This is a genomic window from Duganella sp. CY15W (assembly GCF_009857555.1).
In the GTDB taxonomy this organism is placed as follows: Bacteria; Pseudomonadota; Gammaproteobacteria; order Burkholderiales; family Burkholderiaceae_D; genus Rugamonas; species Rugamonas sacchari.
This window is the reverse complement of record NZ_WWCQ01000001.1, coordinates 1,436,696-1,461,707: the sequence shown is the minus strand read 5'-3', so window position 1 is coordinate 1,461,707 and position 25,012 is coordinate 1,436,696. Positions and strand designations below refer to the sequence as shown.

At 60.8% G+C, this 25,012-nt stretch carries 4 protein-coding genes; 1 reads left to right on the top strand and 3 read right to left on the bottom strand.

The annotated features are described in order from the left end of the window. Positions 1 to 2: 2 nt before the first annotated feature. From GTP58_RS06680 to GTP58_RS06670, 3 genes are all read right to left on the bottom strand, one after another. Positions 3 to 12,689 carry a non-ribosomal peptide synthetase gene (locus GTP58_RS06680; protein WP_161076752.1) on the bottom strand — a complete coding sequence of 4,229 codons (12,687 nt, stop codon included), beginning with the start codon at positions 12,687 to 12,689 and terminating at the stop codon, positions 3 to 5. An 18-nt stretch (positions 12,690 to 12,707) separates the two neighbouring features. After that, on the bottom strand, positions 12,708 to 22,412 hold the full coding sequence (locus tag GTP58_RS06675; RefSeq protein ID WP_161076751.1) for a non-ribosomal peptide synthetase: 9,705 nt from the start codon (positions 22,410 to 22,412) through the stop codon (positions 12,708 to 12,710). 154 nt (positions 22,413 to 22,566) lie between these two features. Further along, positions 22,567 to 22,779 (bottom strand): MbtH family NRPS accessory protein, encoded by a 213-nt coding sequence (locus tag GTP58_RS06670; RefSeq protein WP_161076750.1) that lies wholly within the window; start codon positions 22,777 to 22,779, stop codon positions 22,567 to 22,569. 281 nt (positions 22,780 to 23,060) lie between these two features. On the opposite strand from GTP58_RS06670, the gene GTP58_RS06665 reads away from it, so the two are divergent. Next, positions 23,061 to 25,007: a hypothetical protein gene (locus GTP58_RS06665; RefSeq protein WP_161076749.1), complete on the top strand. Its 1,947-nt coding sequence runs from the start codon at positions 23,061 to 23,063 to the stop codon at positions 25,005 to 25,007. Positions 25,008 to 25,012: the final 5 nt, after the last annotated feature.

Here is a 25,012-nt window from a genome sequence, read left to right as displayed (position 1 = left end):
TTCTACTCACTCAAATCGTTTGCGATGGAACGGGCCTGCTCGTCCGTCATGCCTTCTATTTTTTGCAGAATCAGCGCCTCGACAGCTTCGGCCTGCGCCGCAACTGTGGGACCGTCAAACAAGGTACGCGGCGGCAGATCGACGTCGAATTCTTCACGAATGCGCGCGATCAGGCGCATGGCCAGCAGCGAGTGACCGCCAAGCGAGAAGAAGTTGTCATGCCGTCCGACCTGCCCAGCATTGAGCACGGCACACCAGATACCAGCCAGCGCTTCTTCAAGCGGTCCCTCTGGCGCCTCGTAACGCCCCTCGCCCACACTCACCTCGGGAAGTGGCAAGGCACGCCGGTCCACCTTGCCATTTGGTGTCAGCGGCAAGCTTGCGAGCGGCACGATGTGAGACGGCAGCATGTAGTCCGGCAGCCGTGATCGCAGTGCTGAGCGCAGCTCATCGGCGTCAGGCGGATTCGTCCCCGCGACATAGGCAACCAGTCGCCGATCGCCGGGTTGATCTTCCCGCACCACGGCCACGACTTCGCAACCAGGAGCGCAGGACGACAGTGCAGCTTCCACCTCGCCCAATTCGATACGGAAGCCACGCAGCTTGACCTGCTGGTCCGCGCGGCCCAGGAATTCGATTTCGCCATCGTCACGGTAGCGTGCAAGGTCGCCACTGCGGTACATGCGAGTACCGGGAGCGCCATAAGGATTAGGCACGAAACGCTCCGCCGTCAGGCCGGGACGCCCGATATAACCGCGTGCCAGCCCCGCACCTGCGATATACAACTCTCCCACCACGCCAACCGGCACCGGATTCAGCGCCCGGTCAAGGATGTGACAGCACATACCTGCGATGGGACGTCCGATTGGTGGCAACGCAGGCCAGTCGGCGATACGCTTCACTTCCAGGCTGGACTGGGTCGCGACGTGCGTTTCAGTGGGTCCGTATTGGTTGTACACCATCGCCGCACCAGTGGTCCGTACCAGCTTGGCCAGTGCATCGGTGATGGCCAGCTGCTCGCCTGCGGTCACGATATCGCACGGCTCTGGCCACGGCGCCATGTCGGGTCCTCCCGCGAAGTGCTGTAGCACGGCGTTTGGCAGGAATACCCTGCCGCAGCGGCGTTCGGCGATGTAGCTTCGCAATCCGTCAAGATCGGCGCGCCGCGCTTCACTGCACAGAACCAGGGTATCGCCCGCACACAACGCCGAGAATATCTCCTGGAATGAGACATCGAAGTTCAGCGATGCAAACTGGAAGACACGCATGCTCTGCGTGCTGCGCCGCTGTTCCAGCTGCCAGGCCAGCAAGTTGGCCAGCGCGGCCGACGGCATGGCCACTCCTTTTGGCCGGCCGGTGGAGCCAGAGGTGAACAGCACATAGGCCAGACTGTCTGGCGGGATGTACAGGTTCAAACTGTCCGCCGCCTGCTCCTTCGCCCGCTGTTCCAACGCCTCCATACTGACGGTACTGATGGCGGGCAGGCGATCGATCAGTGAGGTCTGCGTCAGCACCAGTGTTGGCGCAGCATCCTCCAGCATGGCGGACAGGCGGTCGCGCGGATAGCCGGGATCGAGCGGCACATAAGCCGCACCTGCTTTCAGCACGGCCAGCAATGCAATGACCATGGCGGGCGAACGTTCGAGGCACACGCCGACCCTGGCGTCGGTACGCACACCCATCTCAAGCAGCGCACGTGCCAGCCGATTGGTGCATGCATCGAGTTCGGCATAGCTGAGTATCTGATCCTCATATTCGACGGCGATGGCATCGGGCGTACGCCCGGCAGCCGCTTCGAACATGGACTGGATGGTGCCTGCCGGCGACGAATGCCCGGGGTTAAAGCCATATAGAATCTGCTGCCGTTCCTCCGGCGCCAACATGGACAACTCGGCCAGCGGTAATGCGGGATCAGCGCAGGCAGCATCGATCAACCGCAACAGATGGCCTGCCATGCGTGCAATGGTGTCGTGATCGAACAAGGCCGTGTTGTACTCCAGGCCTGCCTCCAGCACATCTCCGTCGCCTGCCACCGCGAGCGTAATATCGAATTTCGCCGTACGGCTATCGGAATCGATGGCCTGCCATTCCAGCCCCGGTAGCGCAAAGGCAGCACCGGGCGTGTTTTGCAGTACCAGCATGGCCTGGAACAAGGGACTGCGGTCCATGCTGCGCTCGGGCTGCAATGCCTCCACCAGCTTTTCGAATGGCAGCTCCTGGTGGGCAAAGGCATCCAGCGCCGTAGTGCGTACCTGGCGCAGCAAGGCATTGAAATCAGTGTCCGAATCAAGACGCGTGCGCAGCACCAGCGTGTTGGCGAAGAAGCCGACCAGGTTTTCCGTTTCAGCCTGGCTGCGATTCGCCACGGGGGTGCCGATGCAAATATCGTCCTGACCACTGTAGCGGGCCAGCAGCATGCTGAAAACGGCGGTCAAGGCCATAAACAATGTAGTCCGCTCGCTCCCCGCAACGACACGCAGGCGTGCGACCGGCAGAGTGAAGCGGTACATGGCGCCTTCGTGCGTCTGTGCCTGCGGGCGTGGACGGTCGGTCGGCAGCTCAAGCATCGCCGGGGCGCCAGCCAGCTGCGCCGTCCAGTAATCAAGCTGGCGCGCGAGGACATCACCCTGCAAATGATCGTGCTGCCAGCTGGCGTAGTCCGCGTACTGGAACGGTAACACGGGCAGCTTCACGGTTTCACCAGTGATGACGGCGCGATAGCAGTCGGCCAGCTCCCTGGCCAACAGGTTGTTGGACCAGCCGTCCGTTGCGATGTGATGTACCGTCAGCAGCAGCACATGCGCTTGCGGCTCCAGCCGCAGCAACTGGGCGCGGATGGGTGGCCCCACAGCCAGATCGAATGGTGCGCGCATCTCTTCCTGGATGTGCCAATCCGCGCGCGCCACACGCTCACCATGCGGCAAGGCAGAAAGGTCGGTCAGCGGCAGGGACAGCGCCAGGTCAGGCACGATAAGCTGGACAGGTTCGCCGTCCTGTGATGCGAAGCGCGTACGCAATACGGCATGGCGGACCACGAGCTGGTTCAGTGCCTGTTCCAATGCGGCGGCATCCAGCGTACCACTCAGGCGCAGCGCAGACGGCAGGTTATAGAGCGGGCTTCCTGGCTCAAGCTGGTCAAGGAACCACAGGCGCCGCTGCGCGAACGACAGCGGCGCAGTGGCGGTCTGCAAGCGGGGCCTGATGACGGGCGCGGCGTCATCGTCGCGCGCCGCCTGTTCGATGCACAACGCCAAAGCGGCAATCGTGGGCGCTTCGAATAACGACCGCACCGGCATTCGAATACCAAAGGCGACATTGACACGCGCGACTGCCTGGGTAGCAAGCAGTGAATGACCGCCAAGCAGGAAGAAGTCATCGTGGACGCCGACGCTTGCCAGTCCCAGTATCTCAGTCCATATTTCGCACAGCCGGGCCTCCGCTGGCGTACGCGGCGCCACGTATGGCGCCGCACCCTGCCCGGCTTCCGGACGAGGAAAGGCGGCACGGTCGATCTTTCCGTTGGGCGTGAGCGGGAACCGTTCCAGCACCATGATATGCGACGGCACCATGTAATCCGGCAGCGCATCCAGCAACTGGGCACGGATACGTGCAGGCAGACCGGCATCGGCGCGGTCAGGCTGCGCGATCACGTAACCGGTCAGTGATTTCTCGCCCTCGCCCGCATCATGCGCCAGCACCACGGCCTGCGCCACGTCGCGTAAATCACCGAGGGCGCTTTCCACTTCGCCGGTTTCGACACGCATGCCGCGCACCTTCACCTGGAAGTCACGCCGCCCCATGTAACGGAAAGTGCCGTCGGCCAGCAGCATGGCCAGGTCACCTGTCTTGTACAAGACGTCCTGCTCACCTTTGCTGTGTGGATTGGAGACAAAGGCGGCTTGCGTAAGCTCCCGCTGGCGATAGTAGCCCAGACTGCGGTAAGGCGTGCGGACGTAAAGCTCTCCTGTCTCGCCAGGCGCGCATGGTTCCAGATTGGCGTTCAAGAGTATGGCTTGTGCACCAGGCAGCGGCCGGCCCATGGGCAGATAGCCAGCCGTGACCAGGGTTGGCGGGACGCGGTAGAAGAATTTCGCCAGGCTGGTTTCGGTTTGTCCGTACACGCCTATCAGCTCTTTCGTACCCCCATAGACGCTATTCCAACGGTTCACGTCCGGTGGCAGCAATGCACCGCCGCCTACTACCACGGTACGCAACTCGCGCAACCTGGCGGAACACAGATTGGCACCCAGCAGCAGACGGAATGAAGATGGCACGCAATGCAGCAGCGTGATCTCGCTTGCTTCCAGCCAGTTGGCCAGCGCAGCGCTTTCAAACACTTCATCCGAAGGTGGAATGCATACTGTGCCGCCACAGCACAGGGCCGGGAAGATGTCGCGCAAGTAGACATGGAAAGATGGATTGGTCAGCTGACTGGCCCGCACGTCCTGGCCTATGGATGCGGTATCGATCTCCCATTGGATGAAGTGCGCCAGGCCACTGGTCCGTCCCAGTACCGGCTTGGGTTTTCCTGTGGAGCCGGACGTATAGAAAATATGGCACGGGGCGTCAGGACCAACCGCGACCCGGACGTATCTGTCGTCGCCATCAAGCGGGCCATCCAGTAGCACGCGCCGATGCGGCCATTCCAGCCCAGTTGCAGCCTGCGCTGCCTGTACCGCACTATCCTGGTCGGTGATAATCCAGTCAGGCCTGACCAGTTCCAGCATCTCTCGTACACGCTGCACCGGATAACGCAGGTTCAGCGACGTGAACACACCGCCAGCTTTCAGGATGGCGATAGTAGCAATGATCTGCGACACCGGATTGTGCAGCATGATCGCGGCCACCGCGCCGTGATGCATACCGCCGGCCAGCAGATGCCCGGCGAGCCGGTTGCTGTCGGCATCAAGCTGACGATAGCTGACACGATCGGAACGCCACTCGATCGCTGTTTTGTCAGGCACCGCCAGCGCGGCCGCCTCGAACAAATCTAGTACATGGTGCGTAGGCAGGGGCAGCGCCAGTTCCGCATCGGTCTTGCTGGTGAAGCCAGGTTGAATGGCGTCCCATATTTGAAGCAGTCGTGTTTTTTCCTCGACGCTCAGCAGCGGCAGTGCATCCAGCGCATTGTCCGGCTGCGTGCCTGCCGCTTGCAGCAACTGCGCGAAATGGCTGCTCATGCGCGCCATGGTCGAACGTTCGAACAAGTCCGTGTTGTACTCAAACGATCCGTGCAGGCTACCGTCCTGTTCTTCCCATAGCGAGAGACGGAAGTCAAACTTTGAAGTGCCGACTTCCGCATCCATCTGTTCAAGCGTCAGGCCAGGCAGCTGCAGCGCATCGCCCGGCGCATTCTGCAAAATCAGCATCGTCTGGAACAGCGGCGAGTACGCAAGGCTGCGTGATGGCGCCACCGCTTCCACCACTTGTTCGAATGGCACATCCTGGTGGGCGTACGCATCCAGCAAATTGCCTTTTACCTGTTGCAGCAGCGTGCGGAAACTGGCGCCGTTCTCGATTTGTGTTCTCAGCACCAGCGTATTGGCGAAGAAGCCAATCAGGTTTTCCAGTTCTGCGTGCTTGCGGTTGGCGATCGGCGTACCGACGCAGATATCGTCCTGCCCGGAGTAACGCGAAAGCAGTAGATTGAACGCTGCGGCAAGTCCCATGAAGAGCGTAGCACCTTCGCCACGCGTCAAAGCCGCCAACGGCGCCACGTGCGAGGCTGGAATGCTGAAGTCATACGACGCGCCGCGATAACTCTGAACGGGCGGACGTGGGCGGTCAGTCGGCAATGCCAACAACGCCAGTGCTCCCTGCAGGCGCTGCCGCCAGAAACCCAACTGGCGTTGCAGCACCTCTCCGCTCAGCCAGCGACGCTGCCAGGCAGCGAAGTCCGCGTATTGTATTGTCAATGCCGCCAGCGGCGATGGTGCTCCTTGCGAGAACGCGGTGTACAGCGCCGCCAGCTCTCTTACAAATATTCCGGACGACCAGCCATCCGATACGATGTGATGCATGGTGCAAAGCAGGACATGCTCATCGTCCGCAAGACGCAACAGCGATGCGCGGATCATGGGGCCAGCCGAAAGGTCAAATGGCGCCTGCGCTTCTGCTTCGATAAGCCACTCAGCCCTGGCTTCACGTTCACCGTGCGGCAGGGCGCGTAAATCGGTAACAGGCAAAGCAAGCGACAGTCTGGATACAATGACCTGCTGTGGCATGCCTTCTTGCTGGACGTAGTGGGTGCGCAGACATTCGTGGCGTTGCACGATTTCGTTCAGGGCGTTCTGCAAGGACGTCGCATCCAGATTACCGCGCAGGCGCAGGGCCGCAGGCATGTTGTAGACGGCGGCGCCGGGCTCGTACTGGTCCAGGAACCACAGCCGTTGCTGGGCAAACGAGAGCGGCAGCGTGTCATCACGCGGCGTGGCCAGAATAGCCGGCAGCAGATCGTGTCCATGCTCCGCGTCGATGCGGCGCGCCAGGGCAGCAAGCGTCGGCGCCTCGAATGGCGCGCGAACCGGGAGTTCAATACCGAACGCGGTGCGGATCTTGGATACCAGCTGCGTCACCAGCAGCGAATGTCCTCCAAGAGCGAAGAAATTATCGTGCACGCCAACCTTGTCCTGCTTCAGCAATCCTGCCCAGATGGCAGCCAAAATCTCCTCGGTCGTTGTGGCCGGTGGTGTGTAAGCCGCTGCATCACCGGCTTGCGGCGCCGGTAACGCGCGCCGGTCCACCTTGCCGTTGTGGTTCAGTGGCAGCGCCTCCAGCAGGACGAAATGGGCTGGTACCATGTGGTCTGGCAGGGTTTGATGCAGTGCGGTGCGTAACCCGATGGCGTCAGGCGCCAGCTTGCCGCCCACATAAGCCACCAGACGATGCTCGCCCGGCTCGTCCTCGCGCAACATGATCAGTGCTTCAGTTACGCCATCGATGGCTGCCAGCACCGCTTCGATTTCGCCCAGTTCAATGCGCTGTCCGCGCAGCTTGATCTGGCCATCACTGCGGCCGCGATGTTCGATGGCGCCATCCGGCAGATAGCGCGCCAGGTCGCCGCTCTTGTATAGCCGGCTGTTGGGTGGGCCAAACGGATTCGGAATAAAACGTTCTGCCGTGAGGCCGGGCCGGTGCAGATAGCCACGCGCCAGTCCCGGACCGCCGATGTACAGTTCGCCAGTCACACCGACCGGCACCGGATTGAGCGCTTCGTCAAGGATATAACACTGCGTGTTCGGCATCGGTTTGCCGATGGGCGGCGAACGATGGCTGTCCGGCGCGCACAAATGCATGACGGCGTAGACCGTGGTTTCCGTGGGGCCGTAGACGTTGATGAAGCGGCGTCCTGCGGCCCACTGCGCGGTTAGCGCGGCCGGACAGGTGTCGCCACCAATCAGCAGCGTCGCCGGCAGCGCAGGCAAATCCGCTGGCAACGCCGCTGCTACCGCCGGCGTGAGGAAGGCGAGATCCGGCCGCAGTGCGGTCAGTGTGTGTTCCAGTCGTCCCGGCAGCAATTGCTCGCGCGGCGCCATGCACAGCGTGCCGCCAGTCGCGAGCGCGGCAAAGACTTCCCACACCGAGGCATCGAAATTGAAGGAGGCGGCTTGCAGCACACGGCGGCCTGGCTCGACGCCCAGCAGCGGCGCCTGCGCGCGCAGCACATCGCACAAGCCTCCATGGTGCAGCAGTACGCCTTTGGGCTTGCCGGTGGAACCCGAGGTGTAGATGACGTAAGCCAGGTTCGCGGGCGACACGTGCGTCGGCTTGCCGGTGCCTGGCTGCGCTGCGTCGATGGCCAAAGTGTCTTCGATCATCAGCAGCGGCGTCGCGGTCACGGGCAAGGTGGCGGCCAGTGCGTGATGCGCCAGTACGACAGCAGGTTCAGCGTCCTCCAGCATGAAGGCCAGGCGCTCGGCAGGATACGCAGGGTCCAGCGGCAGATAGCCGCCACCTGCTTTGAATACAGCCAGTATGGCCACCACCATATCCGGCGTGCGCTCGGCGCAGATGCCCACCAGGACATCCGGCCCGATACCAGCCGCACGGAGGTGGCCGGCCATACGCTCGGCGCGCGCATTCAGATCGTCATAGCTGATGTTAGTGCCGTCGAAGATAATGGCTGCCTGCTGCGGCGAGGACGCCGCCCACTGTTCGAACAGCCGATGCGCCAGTTGTGGCTCCACATGAGGTAGCACATTGTCATTCCAGCTCGCCAGCATGCGGTGCATCTCATCATCTGCCAGCATGCGCAGGTCGCTAATGCGCTGTGCGGGGTCGGCGCAGGCAGCCGTCAGCAATTTGGCGAAGTGACGCCCCATGGCCTCGATAGCGGTGATATCGAATAACGATGTACGGTATTCGAACGTCGCGCGCAAGCCAGCATTGGATTCGTCCACATTCAGGCTGAGGTCAAATTTTGCCGTGGCGTTGTCTGCGTCTACGCTCGATACCGAGAGTCCAGGCAGTTCCAGGGTCGTGAAGGTGGCGTTCTGCAGTGTCAGCATGGTTTGGAACAACGGCGTATGACCTGGCTGACGCTCGGGCTGCAACGCTTCCACCAGTTGTTCAAACGGTAGATCCTGATGTGCATAAGCGCCCAGCGCCGTAGCGCGCACCTGCTGTAGCAGCGCATTGAATGTACCGTTGAATGCCACGCTTGAACGCAGCACCAGCGTATTCACAAAGAAGCCGATTAATCCTTCCGTTTCCAGCCGGTTGCGGTTCGCCACCGGCGTGCCGATGCAGATATCCGGCTGCCCGCTGTAACGGGCCAGCAGCGCTTTATAGGCAGCCGCCAGTACCATGAAGAGCGTGGTGTGCGTCTTGCGCGCCAGCTGGCGCGCTGGTTCGGCAGGCAGGATGAAGGAAAACTGTGCGCCTTGCGAGGACAGCACCGCAGGACGAGGATGCGAAGTTGGTAACGCCAGTGTGAGCGGTGCATCGGCCAACTGTGTTCGCCAATAATCGAGCTGTCTATCCAGTTCCGCGCCGCTCAACCACTGCTGCTGCCACATGGCGAAATCGGCGTATTGCACTGGCAACGGCGCCAGCGTCGTTGCAGCGCCTTCGCAGGATGAAGTGTACAAGCTTGCGACTTCGCGTATCAGCACACCGATCGACCAGCCGTCAGCAATAATATGATGCAGCGTAAGCAGCAGCACGTGCTCTTCCTCGCCCATGCGTAGCAAAGCCGCACGCAGTAGCGGACCGGCATCCAGTGCGAACGGCATGGAGGCTTCGTCGTGCGCTTGTTGCAGCATGCAGGCTTCGCGCTCGATGGCGGACAAGCCACTCAGGTCGGCGTGCCGTAAAGGCAGTTCAAGTATTGCTTCGATAATCTGCAGCGGCTTCCCTTCAGATGCAACAAAGCGGGTGCGCAGCACTTCATGACGATGCATCACCGTTTGCAAACTATGCGTCAGTGCCTCGGCATCCAGTTTTCCCTGCAGGCGCAGCGCGGCCGGAATGTTGTAGGTGGCGCCACCAGGTTCATACTGTTCCAGGAACCAGAGGCGCTGCTGGGCAAACGACAAGGGCACCTGTGTCGCCCTCGGTACTGGAGCGATGGCCGGCAATGCAGTTTTCTGGAGCCCATCTACGGCGGCAGCAAAGCGCCTCAGTGTGGGCGCATCGAATAAGACCCGCAGCGGCAAATCAACCTTGAAAGCGGCACGTATTTGTGACACAGCTTGCGTGGCCAGCAGCGAATGCCCTCCGAGAGCGAAAAAGTTATCGTCCGCACCAACCTTATCCTGCTTCAGCAATCCTGCCCAGATGGCAGCCAGGATCTCCTCCGTCGCGGTGGCCGGTGGTGTGTAACCCGCTGCATCGCCGGCTTGCGGCGCAGGCAAAGCGCGCCGGTCCACCTTGCCGTTGTGGTTCAGTGGCAGCGCCTCCAGCAGGACGAAATGGGCTGGCACCATGTGATCTGGCAGGGTTTGATGCAGTGCGGTGCGTAACGCGATGGCGTCAGGCGCCAGCTTGCCGCCCACGTAAGCCACCAGGCGACGTTCGCCCGGTTCGTCCTCGCGCAACATGACCAGTGCTTCAGTCACGCCGTCGATGGCCGCCAGCACCGCTTCGATTTCGCCCAGTTCAATGCGCTGTCCGCGCAGCTTGATCTGGCCATCACTACGGCCACGATGTTCGATGGCGCCATCCGGCAGATAACGCGCCAGGTCACCGCTCTTGTATAACCGGCTGTTGGGCGGACCAAACGGATTCGGGATAAAGCGTTCTGCCGTGAGGCCAGGCCGGTGCAGATAGCCACGCGCCAGTCCCGGACCGCCGATGTGCAGTTCGCCAGTCACACCGACCGGCACTGGATTGAGCGCTTCGTCAAGGATGTAGCACTGCGTGTTCGGCATCGGTTTTCCGATGGGCGGTGAACGATGGCTGTCCGGCGCGCACAAATGCATGACGGCGTAGACCGTGGTTTCCGTGGGGCCGTAGACGTTGATGAAGCGGCGTCCGGCGGCCCACTGCGCGGTTAGTGCGGCCGGACAGGTGTCGCCACCAATCAGCAGTGTCGCCGGCATCGCTGGCAAATCCGCTGGCAGCGCCGCTGCTACCGCCGGCGTGAGGAAGGCGAGATCCGGCCGCAGTGCGGTCAGCGTGTGTTCCAGTCGTCCCGGCAGCAATTGCTCGCGCGGGGCCATGCACAGCGTGCCGCCAGTCGCGAGCGCGGCAAAGACTTCCCACACCGAGGCATCGAAATTGAAGGAGGCGGCTTGCAGCACACGGCGGCCTGGCTCGGCGCCCAGCAGCGGCGCCTGCGCGCGCAGCACATCGCACAAGCCTTCATGGTGCAGCAGTACGCCTTTGGGCTTGCCGGTGGAACCCGAGGTGTAGATGACGTAGGCCAGATTCGCGGGCGACACGTGCGTCGGCTTGCCGGTGCCTGGCTGCTCTGCGTCGATGGCCAAAGTGTCTTCGATCATCAGTAGCGGTGCTGCGGTCACGGGCAAGGTGGTTGCCAGTGCGCGATGCGCCAGTACGACAGCAGGTTCAGCGTCTTTTAGCATGAAGGCCAGGCGCTCGGCAGGATACGCGGGGTCCAGCGGCAGATAGCCGCCACCTGCTTTGAATACAGCCAGTATGGCCACCACCATATCCGGCGTGCGCTCGGCGCAGATGCCCACCAGGACATCTGGCCCGACACCAGCCGCACGGAGGTGGCCGGCCATACGCTCGGCGCGCGCATTCAGATCGTCATAGCTGATGCTGGTGTCATCGAAGATAATGGCTGCCTGCTGCGGCGAGGACGCTGCCCACTGTTCGAACAGCCGATGCGCCAGCTGTGGTGCCACATCAAGCAATGCATTGTCGTTCCAGCTGACCAGCATCTGTTGACGCTCTTCGGCCGTGGTCCACGATAAAGCCGAAAGGTTCGCATCTGGCGCCTCCGCCATGGACCGCAGCAGGCAGCCAAGCTGCTGGCTGATCTGCGCTATCGTGACGTCGGTGAAACGGCGACGGTCGAAAACCAGCTTAACGTCCAGCGTTTCGGCTTGGGTGGCCACCAGCGTCAAGGCATAGCTGGTATGCTCCGCGCCGCGGATTGCATCGACGGGCAGGATGGAGGCGCCTTGCCGCAGCGACGCATCAATGGGGAAATTCTCGAATACCACCATGCTGTCAAACATGGCGACGCCGTTGGGAATGGAAATCCAGCCTTGAATTTGCGTCAGAGGGACAAATTCAAACTGGCGCATTTCCATATTCTGCGCTTGCAGCGTCTGGAGCCAGGCCGCACATGGTGCGTCCGCGATCTGCACGCGCAACGGCAGCGTATTGATAAACAGACCCACCATGTATTCCACGCCGGTGAGTTCGGGCGGACGGCCGGATACGGTAACGCCAAATACCACGTCGCTCTGCCGGCTATAACGCGACAGCATGATCGCCCATGCGCCCTGCACTATCGTGTTCATGGTGATGCCCCGCTCACGCGCCCATGCACTCAGTGCGCTGGTAGCAGCTTTGTCCAGCCGTACCGTGCGCTCGCCGCAGCCATGCTGGCCAGGGTAGCGGCCATCGAGCGACAGTGGGGTTGGCGCCTCCAGTCCTGCCAGCGCTTCGCGCCACCAGTGTTCGGCGGATGTCGTATCCTGTTGCTTTAACCACGCGACAAAATCGCGATATGGGCGCACCGCCGGTAGCATGGGGCGCCCCGATTCTTTCAGTGCTGCATAGATGGCCAACAGGTCCTGCATCATCTGCGCCAGCGACCAGCCGTCATACAGGATGTGGTGGCTGGTCCAGATAAATTCCCAGCTGCTTTCATCCATGCGGATCAATGCGAAGCGCAGCAACGGCGGTTTCGCCAGGTCGAAACCGCGCCGCAGGTCCTCTTCCAAAAACGCCGCCATGCGCGCGTCACGCTGTTCTGCCAGTTCGTTGCGCCAGTCCAGCACCTGGAATGGCACAGCCAATGACCGATGCACGACCTGCACTGGTGATTTCACCTTTTCCCAGGCCAGGCTGGTACGCAGCACCGCATGACGTTGAACCAATGCCTGCAAGGCCTGCTGAAAAAGTGCTACGTCCAGTTCGCGCCCCAGGGTGCACTGCATCTGCTCCATGTAAACGCCAGATCCGGGCTCCATCAACGTGTGGAACAGCATGCCATGCTGTACAGGCGTAAGCGGATAGATATCTTCGACTTGTTTGCTCTTGGTTTGCATGGCTGTTCCCGACATTCCTTAGTTTTCCATCTCATCCAGATCGTCCAGCAGCGCATCCAGTTCATCCTGGTCCAGTCCCGCCAGGTTGAAATCGGCCGCATTGACGTGTGCGCTGTCCGGCGTGTGCGTGCTGTGAGCAATCAGGCCTTGCAAGTGGTGCGCAAACAAATCCGCCAGCGTCTGAATAGACGCCGCGCGGAAGCGCAAGCTGCCGTAACAGAGCGAGATCTTGAGTTGGCCTTTCATGATGACGGCGTCTACTTCCAGTTCGTGCGCGCGCGCGTTTGTGGGTCCGTTGTCCGCTCCCTGCCAGGCAGCAGCAGGAACGTAAGCGCACTCACTATCGAACATATCGCCCACCTGGCCCAGATAGTTGAACGCGACCGCCGGTGTGCCTTGTATACTAAGTGCCGGTGCGCCGGTGACGTAACGCAGCAGGCCATAGCCAAGGCCTTTTGCGGGCACCGCGCGCAGTTGCTCCTTGACCTGTCTCAAAGCGTCGCCGTAGGCACGGCTGGACAGCGATAGCGTGACCGGGTAAAGCGCGGTGAACCAGCCGACAGTGCGCGACAGGTCCACGCCATCGAACAAATCCTCGCGGCCGTGACCTTCCAGCAGAATGCTCAATGCACTTTGACCACGCCATTCGTTGAAGGCCAGCGCCAGGGCAGTCAGCAACGCTTCCTCCACGCTAGCGCCGCGCGCTGGCAATGAGGACAGCAGATCAGCAGTACTGACTTCTTTGAAAATCAGATCCAGCGTGACCGCATCGGATACCAGGTTGGCGCCTGCAGGGACGTCCACCTGCAATGGGGCCAGCTTGGCTGTCCTTTGCCAATAAGGTAGTTCTGTTGATACTGCTGTGCTACCGGCGTAGGGCGACAGACGGGTCGCCCAGTCCTTGTACGAACTGGATGCCGCCAGAAGGCGCATTGCCTCTCCACGCACCATTTGAGCACACGCGGTATTCAAGTCCGCGAGCAGGATCCGCCAGGACACCGCATCAACTACAAGGTGATGTGCAACCAGCAGCAAACGCACGCCGTCTGGCGTTTCATAACGCACCGCCCGGAATAGCGGCCCACGCCGCAAGTCCAATGCCGCCTGAATGATTGAGGCATGCCGGATCACGGCGGCGTTGTCCGGTAGTGAAAACACTTCCAGTATCTGCTCGGGCACTTCCTTGGCGTATTGCTGGCGCCAGACGCCCTGCTCGCAGGTGAAGCGCAGGCGCAATCCGGCGTGCTGCTGAAGAATCGCCTTCAGCGCCATATTCAGTACAGACCGCCCCGCATCGATACGCGCTTCCAGAAGAACGGATTGATTGAAATGCGTGGTATTCGCCAGCGATTGTTCGAAGAACCAGTGCTGTACTGGCGTCAGTGGTACATCACCCACCGCATCGCTCGCGGTGGCGGCTACGGACGACACGCTTTGCACCAGCGGCGCCAGACCAGCCACCGTGGGTTGGCGGAACAGGTCGCGCGGAGAAAACTGCAAGCCTACCTGACGCGCGCGCGAGACGACCTGCAGGCTGAGAATAGAATCACCGCCTAGCTGGAAAAAATTATCATGTCGTCCGACTGCGGCGGTCTTCAACACAGTCTGCCAGATCGCCGCAAGCTGGTTTTCCACACCGGGATGTGGTGACGCATCATCTCCCAGAATACTTTGCGGGCTTGCCTGCGGCGCCGGCAAGCGATGCTGGTCGATCTTGCCGCTGGGCGTCAGTGGCAAGGCGTCCAGCCAGATGATGTGGGATGGCAGCATATAGTCGGGCAGCGTACGCGCCAGCGCCGCACGTAACGCGGCATCGTCCTTGTCGCCACTATCCGCGCGCGCTACGACGTAAGCGATGAGACGCGGCTGCCCGGCTTCGTCTTCCCTCACCATCACGGTGGCGGCAGCGACCTGCGGCAAGGCATTCAATGCGCTTGTCACCTCATCAGGTTCTACACGGAAGCCGCGTATCTTCGCCTGGCGATCAACGCGGCCCAGGTATTCCAGCGTGCCGTCCATATTCCAGCGTGCCAGGTCTCCCGTGCGGTACATGCGGGCGCCGGCGATACCGTGCGGATCAGGCAAGAAGGCTGCGGCGGTCAGGCCTGGCCGTGCCAGATAGCCGCGAGCCAGTCCTGCACCGCCGATATACAGCTCGCCTGCAACACACTGTGGTACCGGCTCGAGTGCCGCGTCCAGTATGTACGCCTGCGCATTGGCCATCGGCCGGCCTATCGGGATGGGGCCAGCCGGTGCATCTACAGCACATTCGTGGCTGGTGACGCTGATCGTGGTTTCCGTCGGACCGTAGGTATTGAGCCATCTTACGCGTTCCGCGCCGCGTAAATGCAGCCATTGGGCCAGCCGCTCTGGCTGCGCTTTTTCACCGCCGACGATGGCGAGGCGCAGATCGGTAGGCAACGGCAACGCACCAGCGCTCATGTCATCGGTCCACTGGTGCCAATAGGCGGTTGGCAGATCAACCACGGAAATGCGCTGGGCCGACAGGAAAGCCGTGAACGCTGCGCCGTCCATCAGTTCTTCGGGCCGGAGCACGACCGTGGCGCCCGCGATCAGTGGCGGGAAAATTTCTTCTACCGAGGCGTCGAAGTTGAGCGTTGCGAATTGCAGTACGCGGTCGCCCGGCGCCAGGCGACAAGTGCGAATATGCGCCCACAAGTGATTGACCAGATTCGCACGGGTATTCATCACACCCTTCGGCTGCCCCGTGGAGCCTGACGTGTAGATGACATAGGCCAGATTGGCCGCGTGGCCTTGCGGTGACAGGTTGGTGTCGGCGCCGCCGTCGTCCTGGCCGTCTATCAGCAACTGCGGCAGTCCTTCGATACGCAGGCTGTCGGCCATCGCGGCGCAGGTCAGCAGCAGCCTTGGTCGTGCGTCGGCGATCATATATGTCAGGCGTTCCCGCGGATACGCCGGGTCCAACGGAAGATAGGCGCCACCAGCTTTCAGGATCGCCAGCAGGCCGCTCAGGGTATCCAGCGTGCGGGCGGCGCTGATAGCCACCAGTACGTCCAGCCCGACACCCTGCTCGCGCAAGCGATGTGCAAGACGGTTGGCGCGTGCATTCAGTTCTGCGTATGTGATGCTGACGTTACCCGCAGGGCCAGGCATCTCCGCCGCGATCGCATTGGGAGCACGCGTGACCTGTGCTTCGAACAGCGCTGCGATACCCTGCTCCAGCGGCGCCGGGCTTGCTGTCGCATTCAATGCATGCAAAATATGATGGCGCTCCGCGTCGCTGGTCAGGCGAATACTGCCGATGCTGGCACTACCGTCAGCTGCAACGGTGGCCAGGAGGCGAGAAAAGTGTTGTCCCATGTGTGCCATGGTGGCAGCGCTGAACAGGTCTGTGTTGTACTCGAATGCGCAGCGCAGGCCATCCGGCTCTTCCTGTACATTGAGGGTCAGGTCAAACTGCGAGCGACGGCTGTCCTCAGTCACCACCTCCATTTCCAGCCCCGCCAGCGATTGGCGTTCCGCCTGCGTATTCAACAACACCAGCATCACCTGGAACAGCGGTGAGCGATTTACCTGGCGCTCAGGCTGCAGCGTTTCCATCAAGCGTTCGAACGGCAAATCCTGATTGGCGTAGGCATCCAGCGCCGTCTGACGTACCTGATCCAGCAGCTGCACGAAGTTCCAGCTGCTGTCGATGCGCGTGCGTAGCACCAGTGTGTTGACGAAGAAGCCGATCAGGCGTTGGGTTTCCAGTTGATCGCGACCGGCAACCGGCGTGCCGATGCAGATGTCCGCCTGTCCGGAATAACGTGACAGCAGCAGCTGCAATGCGGCGCACAAGGTCATGAACAGGCTGGCCTGTTGACCGCGAGCCAGGGTATGCAAGCCTTGCATCGTGTCCTGGCCGATGTGGAAATGCGCCACCGCCCCGCGATAGGCAGGAAGCGTTGGGCGCGGATAATCGACAGGCAGCTCCAGCGCAGCCGGAGCATCGGCGAGCTGCTTGCGCCAGTAATCGAGCTGGCGTTCCGCCATCGATCCCTCGAGCCGGGCGCGCTGCCAGGCGGCATAATCTGCATACTGGATCGGCAGTTCCGGCAAAGGCGACGGCAATTGCTGGCTGAATGCCGCATACAGCGTGGCCAGATCGGAGATCAACACGCTCACCGACCAGCCGTCGGAAACGATATGGTGCATGTTCAGCATCAGCAGATGCTCGCGTGCGTCCATGCGCAGTAGCCTGGCGCGCAGCAACGGCCCTTGGCTCAGGTCGAAACGATGCTCCGATTCTTCCTGCATCATGCGCTGGCTGTGCACTGCGCGGTCGGGCATCGCAGACAAGTCGGTCAGCGGCAGGTCGATAAGCAGTTCGGCAACGATGTCCTGGATCGCCTTACCGTCCACGTCCTGAAAACGGGCGCGCAGCGATTCGTGACGCGCTACCACCGCATTCAGGGCACGCGTCAATGCCGCCAGGTCCAGTTCACCGCGCAGGCGCACCGCTCCGGACATATTGTAGGCAGTACTGCCTTCTTCAAACCGGTCCAGGAACCACAGGCGTTGCTGGCCAAACGACAGCGGCGATGCGGCGTCCGCCGGGCGCCGCTTGATGGCGAACGTTGCCGCCTCCCGCGACGCATCCAGCACCGCCGCCAGTTGCGCCACGCTCGGCGCTTCAAATACGGCGCGCACTGACAGCTCGCAATGCAGCTCGGCGCGGATACGTGCAGTCAGCTGGGCCGCCAGCAAGGAGTGACCACCGACGGCGAAGAAATCGTCGTGGATGCCAATGCGTTCAATCTTCAGAACATCTTGCCAGATGGCGGCCAACAACGCTTCGCGCTCATTGCGTGGCGCTGCGTAATCTGCTTCCTCTGCTGCCAATGGCTCAGGAAGTGCGCGGCGATCCACCTTGCCGATAGGCGTTAGCGGCAAGTTCTCCAGCACGATGAAGCGGCTGGGCAGCATATACGATGGCAATAGACGCACCAATTGCGCTCGCAGCACAGCCGCATCCAACGTGGCTGGCGCGGCCAGATAGGCCAGCAGTTGCTCATCCCTGAGCACGACGGCGACTTCACGCACGGTTTCGATACGCCGGAGCGCAGCTTCGATTTCCCCCAGCTCGATGCGGAAGCCACGCAGCTTGACCTGATCGTCGCTGCGGCCCAGATAAACGATGCTGCCATCCATCGCATGGCGCGCCAGATCACCAGTGCGGTACATCCTGGCGCCCGGAGCGCCGTATGGGTTAGGCAGGAAGCGCTCTGCAGTAAGGGCTGCGCGGCCTAGATAACCGCGCGCCAGCCCTGTACCAGCGATATACAGCTCGCCCGGAACGCCGGACGGCGCCAGATCCAACGCCGCATCCAGTATCCAGGCTTGCACGTTGGCTTCCGGTTTGCCGATCAAGGGCTGCGCATGTGTCTCGTCGATCTCCGCCAACGTGGCGTCAATAGTCGCTTCCGTCGGCCCGTAAGCGTTGATGAAACGTGTATCCGGGATGGCCTGCAGCCGTTGCCACAGCACGAGGTCTATCGCTTCGCCACCAAGCATCACCACCTTGGGCAATATTGCCTGCTGATCCAGCAGATAACGCAGCTGCATCGGCGTGGTATCCAGCAGCTGCAAATCGTGGGCCGCCAGATAAGCCGCCAGCGCCTGTGGGGACTGACGTACGCTGTCCGGTAGCACATGCAGTGTTTGACCATCCAGCAGCATGGCCAATTCCGATACCGAGGCATCGAACACATAGGGTGCATTGAAGCTGGTATGCGCCTGCTTTAGCTGGTGCCGACGGCAGATGTCGCGGATATGCGATTGCGCCAGGTTGGCCACTGCACCGTGCGTGGCGATCACGCCTTTTGGCTGGCCGGTGGAGCCGGAAGTGTAGATGATATAGACGGCGTTGCCGGCATGGCTAACGCTGGGCAGGTTGCTGTCGTCGATTGCGCCTTGCATGGCGTCGATGCACAGCACTTCCATTCCGCCGCGCGGCAACCGCCCACGCAGCGCAGTAGTGCTCAACACCAGCAGCGGCACCGCGTCCTTCAACAGCCATGTCAGGCGTTCTTCTGGCCAGTCCGGGTCCAACGGTACGTAGGCGCCGCCCGCCTTCATCACAGCCAGAATCGCAGCGATCATGTGGGGCGAACGATCCAGCAACAGCGCCACGTGCACTTCCGCGCCGACGCCGACATCGCGCAGATGGCGTGCCAACCGGTTCGCCCGGCGGTTCAGTTGCGCATACGTCCACCGCTCGCCGCCGCAGATCAACGCCGGGGCTTCCGGCGTACGCGTAACTTGTGCCTCGAATAATTGATGGAAGGTCTGTGGTGCGCAAAAGTCGAATACGGTCTGATTCAGGCTGGCGAGCCATGCCCGCTCTTCGTCGCTGGACATCGCAAGACTGGCCAGCGGTAGCGTGGGCGTTGCCACAATCGCCGCCAGCAGCGTCACGAGGTGCTGCGCCATGCGCTCGATACGGGCAGCGTCAAATAACGCGGTGCTATATTCAAAGGTGCATTCCAGCTGGTCGTCCCGTTCTAGCACATTCAGCGTCAGGTCAAACTGCGAGGCCGCGCGGTCGATGGTTTCAAGTCGCATGCGCAATGCACCGGCAGAGATTTCATGCACTGGGCTATTCTGCAACGCCAGCATCACCTGGAACAAGGGTGCGTGGCCGGAGCTACGTTCCGGTCGCAGCGCCTCCACCAGCTGGTCGAATGGCAGATCCTGGTGGGCATACATGGCCAACGCCGCTGCGCGCACCTGGCCAAGCAGTTCAGTGAAGGATGCAGCCGCATTCACATGCGTACGCAATACCGTGGTGTTGACGAAGAAGCCGATCAGCGGCTCAAATTCCCGCCGTGGGCGGTTAGCGACCGGCGTTCCGATGCAGATATCGTCCTGGCCGGCGTAGCGGGCCAACAGCACATTGAACGCAGCGGCCAGCGTCATGAACAACGTCGCGCCGTGCACACGCCCCAGTGCGGCAATGGCAGCAGAACAAGCCGCGTCGATATGGAAGTGGTGAACCGCACCTGCATAGCTGGTACGTGCAGGGCGTGGCCGGTCGGTTGGCAGGGCAAGCAAGGCGGGAGCGCCTGCCAGTTGGCTGCGCCAGTAGTCCAACTGGCTTGCCCGACGGTCACCGCTGAACCAGGTGCGCTGCCATGCCGCATAGTCGGCATACTGCACGGCCAGCGCGGTCAACGCGGGTTTGGCGCCGCTTTCGCAGGCGGCATAATTCTGCGCGATTTCATCGATCAGCAGGTCGACCGACCAGCCGTCGGCGATGATGTGATGCATGGACAAGGCCAGCACATGCTCGTCGTCCGTCAGCACGAACAGGCGGGCACGCAACAGCGGGCCATGTTCGAGATCGAACGACGCAGCCGCTTCCTGCGTCAGCAGCGTCGTAAGTTGAGCCTCTGCCGCCGCTGCGGCCAGTTGGACCACTGGCAAAGGCAGCGGCGTGGTAGCCGCAATCACCTGCACGGCCCGCCCGTTCACCATGCCGAACGTGGTACGCAGACTTTCATGGCGCGCCACGACGCCGTTCAGCGCTTGCGACAAATAGCCGATATCCAACGGGCCGCGCAGCCGCAGTGCGCCACACAGATTGTAATTGCCTGCGCCGTTCTCGAACTGTTCCAGGAACCACAGGCGCTGCTGCGCAAACGACAAAAGCGTTGGCCCTGTACCGCGCACCGCCACAGGTTCGGACGTGGCTGGCGGCAAAAGCCGCGCTGCGGCGATACGATCTGCCAACGCCGCGATGTTGGGGGCATCAAACAGCGCGCGCAGCGGCAGTTCCACGCCCATGCGCTCGCGCACCGCAGCCAGTACACGCGTCGCCAGCAGCGACTGGCCGCCCAATGCAAAGAAATCTGCATGCATGTCGACCGAAGGCAGATCCAGCACTTCACACCAGATGGCGGCCAGCGCCTGCTCATCCGCGCCCATGGCGAAGTTGGTGGCTGCGGCGATGGTGCCCACCGGTGCGTCCCAGCGCCACAGCACGTCCAGCTCACCGCCCAGGAACAGGTCACGGCAGCGGATCCGCTGGATTTTCCCGCTGGAGGTACGCGGTATGCGCCCCGCCTTCACCAGTACGATCGCAGCGACGTCATACAGTTCATGCTGTTCCGCCAGCTCCGCGCGCAGGCGTGACGCCAGCGTCGCATGATCGGGCTCACGGCGCGACTCCAGCTCCTGCACCACCACCAGCCGTGTTCCGGCCTGTTCTTCCAGCGCGAACACCGCACAGCCATTGGTCCTGAAAGCCGGGTCCTGCGATTCGATGGTGCGCTCCACGTCCTGCGGGTAGATGTTGCGCCCATTGAAGATCATCATTTCCTTGATGCGGCCCGCGATGTACAGCTGGCCCTCGCGCAGGAAACCCAGGTCGCCGGTACGCATCCACTGCCCTTCCCTGCCGCGTATCTTGGCGTGGAAGTTGGTCGCAGTGGCCTCCTCGCGCCGCCAGTAACCCTGGGCGACGGAAGGCCCTTGTACCCAGACCTCGCCGATGACGTTTTCGATGCAGGCTTCGCCGCCGGACGGTTCGACGATGCATACCTCATGTCCGCCCATGCGCGCCGCGCCCAGCGAGACGAATTCGACACCATCGCCGGCGGCGGCCTCAATACGGTCGGCCGCCAGCGCTGCCTTGTCCGCGCAGAAGCCACGCTGCGCCACTGGTGTGGCCTTGCACTGGCCTGTGACGAACAGCGTCGCTTCGGCCAGGCCGAACACGGGCAAGACGATCTCTGGACGCAGTCCGCATGGTGCAAAGGCCTCGGCAAAGCGGCGCAAGGTCGCAGGGCGTACCGGTTCGGCGCCGTTCAGCGCATACTCCAGCAAATCCAGTTTCAGCCCTGCCTTCTGCTCATCCGTGATTTTGTCCACGCACAGTTCAAAGGCAAAGTTGGGCGCGGCGATGAAGCGGGCCTGATAGTCGCTGGCAGCCTTGAGCCAGCGGTAAGGACGCATCAGGAACGCCGCAGGTGGGAACTGCACGCTGTGGTAGCCGGCATAGACAGGACACAGGATCATGCTGACCAGGCCCATATCGTGATGCGGCGGCAGCCAGGACACCACCGTATCGCCGGCGCTGAACGGGAAGCTGGTCGCGATGAAGTGGGCATTGGCCAGGATGTTGGCATTGCTGACCATGACGCCCTTCGGTGTGCCCGTCGAACCCGAGGTGTACTGCAGGAAGGCGATGTCCGACGGCTGGGTGGACGGCGGCGCCCACTGCGCGGCCGCATCGTCAAGCGCATCGCCGGCCAGCCAGCGCAAGCGGGTCAACACGTTGTCGCTGCCGGCCTGCATCTGCTCCACGCGTGCGGCGATCGACGACAGTGTCAGCGCCACTGCCGGCTGCGCATCCTCCGCCATCAGCAGCAAGCGTGGCAGCGTCTTCGCATTCGCAGGTGGCAGCGCCGGTACCGCAATCACACCGGCGTAGGCACAGGCGAAGAAGCTGGCGATGTAGTCCAGCCCTGGCGGATAAACCAGCAGCACCCGGTCGCCCGGTTCGCAGACCCGCTGCAACTGCGCGGCCAGGCTGCGCGCGCGGCAGTCCAGTTGCGCAAACGTCAGCGTGTCACTGACATTTTCGCCGTCGTCGAGAAAGCTGAAAGCCATCTTGTCCGCACTGCCGGATTGCGGCGACGCGCGAAAAGACAGCAACTCGAGCAACGTGGCAAAAGCAGGACGGGATGGATGCTCCATGGTGGACCTCATCAACTTTCGGGCAATACGGTGCCTCACGCGCACCAGAATATTTCCGGGCACGGCATAGACCGGACCAGACGCCGCTACCGTTCAGGCTTGGGCGCCGTAGTCCCGGCTGGATAAATTGGTAAAGTGGGCCGTCGGTGCGGAATTACTGGGCTGCGGCCATCTGCTGGCGCAGCGACAGCGGGCGCATGTCGGTCCAGACAGTATTGATGTGATCCAGGCAAAGCTGCTTGGCGCCCTGCACACCTACGGTGCGCCAGCCTGCGGGAATGGCCTTGGTCACAGGCCAGATGGAATATTGCTCTTCTTCGTTTACCACCACTTCGTACAGCGTCTCGACCTGATTTTCTGGCGACATTCTTCAACTCCGTTGGGGCAGCCTGCGGAGTTCATCCGCGACGGCGATGGCATGACAAATGATATGTTAGGTAATCATGCAAAACGTAAAAAATTACCGTTTAGATAATTCGGAAGAAACTATAGCACGCGTCCTTCAAGCCACGATGTCTTTTTTGTAAACTGTGACTTTTCTGCAAATAGTCTTCATGTAGCTTCAGGTAAAAACGACGGCGATTCGCCGCCCCGGGCGGCTCCGGATCATGCTGTGCAGGCAAGGCGCTAGTGCCCATGCCAGTCTGTATGATGGCTTACCCATCTGCCCCTGCTGTCTTGGAGAGCAGGGGCGGCCTCTCAAGTTTTCATATATTTATGTATAAATCTTATTTAAAACTCAAACCACGAAGCCGCCGCAAAATCCTCGGCGACAAATTTCTGGATGGTGATTTTTTCTTCAGTGAAGACGTAGCCGACAGCCCGTGTGAAGCCGCGTTTTACATCATTCCACACAAGTCAGAACCCATGTTCAAGGTTGGCTGGGGCGTTGCGGCAGATCGGCGCCTCGATAAAATAAATGAAATCTGGGGCGGGCAACTGAATATCTACTGCGCGCTGGTCATTGCAACCTCCAGGGAAGCGGCCATCAATGCGGAGACCACGATGAAACTGATTCTCCGCCGTCACGGATGGCGGGTTCCAGGCCTGCCTCCGCTTGAAGGTCAGAGCGAATTTTTCTGCACTGAAGGACTGTTATTTGCCTACAAGATCTGCATGAATCAATTGTTCCCAACAATGCAGGCCCTGGAAGAAAACACGCACGTCATCACGGCACGCGGAAAGGATCAGACCTCGGAAGAAATGTTTGCTGACATTGTAAAAAAACAGGCAGGAAAGTCGGTATCTGCAGACAGACTGCTGGCAAAGTTGATCGACGGCGGATTGCGCGCAGTGGACATTCCGAAAGTCATTGATGCGATGGATTGGGCTTGTGTTCCCGACTCAATTATTGCGGCATTAGGCAAAGCCATCCTGTCAAAACATAGCCCCTATGCGCCTTATGCAAACGATCTATGGCTGAGATTTGGTGAATTCCTGTTAGAAGAGCCATCGCATTTTCTAAAATGCGTCAGCCAATTTGGCCAAGTTGAAGAAGAACAGCTACTTAAGCTTCTGCAATTCACAGCATCGCATAACGTTGATATAAAGTCCCAGAATCGTGCATGGATTGCCGAGGTACTTGCCGCGCTGTCAGCAACAGCCATGGTGGAGTTCAGTGCATCGAACGATATCGATCTTCGTGTGTTGACCTTTGCACAGCGAGCCAAGGTCTTCAGGAAATTGTTACGGGACAAAAGCCAGGAAGACCTGCTAAAAATAATTTCTCATCAGTTCGACGATCTCGAACAATTAAAACTTGAAGCCACTGAACGCATCGCACTGCAGCGCCGATTCAGCGAGGTGGACATGTTAATTATCAACCCCCATATCATCGTTCAAGGGGCGACGCCGAAAAATTTTCCCGGTGTATTGGCCAGCCTCTACTTCCACCACTTCGACGGCTTAACTGAAGATAAAATTATCAGGCCTTCTTACTGGCCGACACACGAACAGATACATCTAAAAACCTTCAACCTGGCATTGCGTGAACTGCAGGGTAAAGCTGCCTCGAAAAATGACCTTATCATGTTTTCTGCAGGCCCTGTATTCAAGAAGGCTGTGCTGGCGGCGATGTCCGATTTGTATGCTACGTGCTTCAGAAAAGACGATGCCCATTTGACTCTCCTGAACGGTCTGGATGAAATCAGTCATGGCTATCTTATGACGCATTTCGATGAGGAGAAATCTGCTACCTTTGCACTCGTCCGCGAGGAGTTAAGGCAATCGCATCGGCGGCTTCTTGCGCTCAAAAATGGCGACTATTCAGAACACGATGATGCGGCACTGAAGACCAGCATCAACAAATTAAAAACGTATTTGCCACAGGTGGAAGAAGGACGCTATTTCGCAATGTATGCTTTCAATGAGCTGATTTTCGATTTTTTAGAATGGATCGTGGCGGCTACCGGTCAGCCCGGGGAGGAAAGCCAGCGGGTCGCGAAGGGATATCTCAGCGGTTTATGGTCGCTGGTACACAAGGAATTCGCTCATCACCATCACATATTTAATCAAGTTCTACTTTATCTGAGCCATTGGGCCGCCAAACTTGAACTGGATGGCGTGCCTGCGGCGCACCCGCAAGCAGTGCTTTAACATCG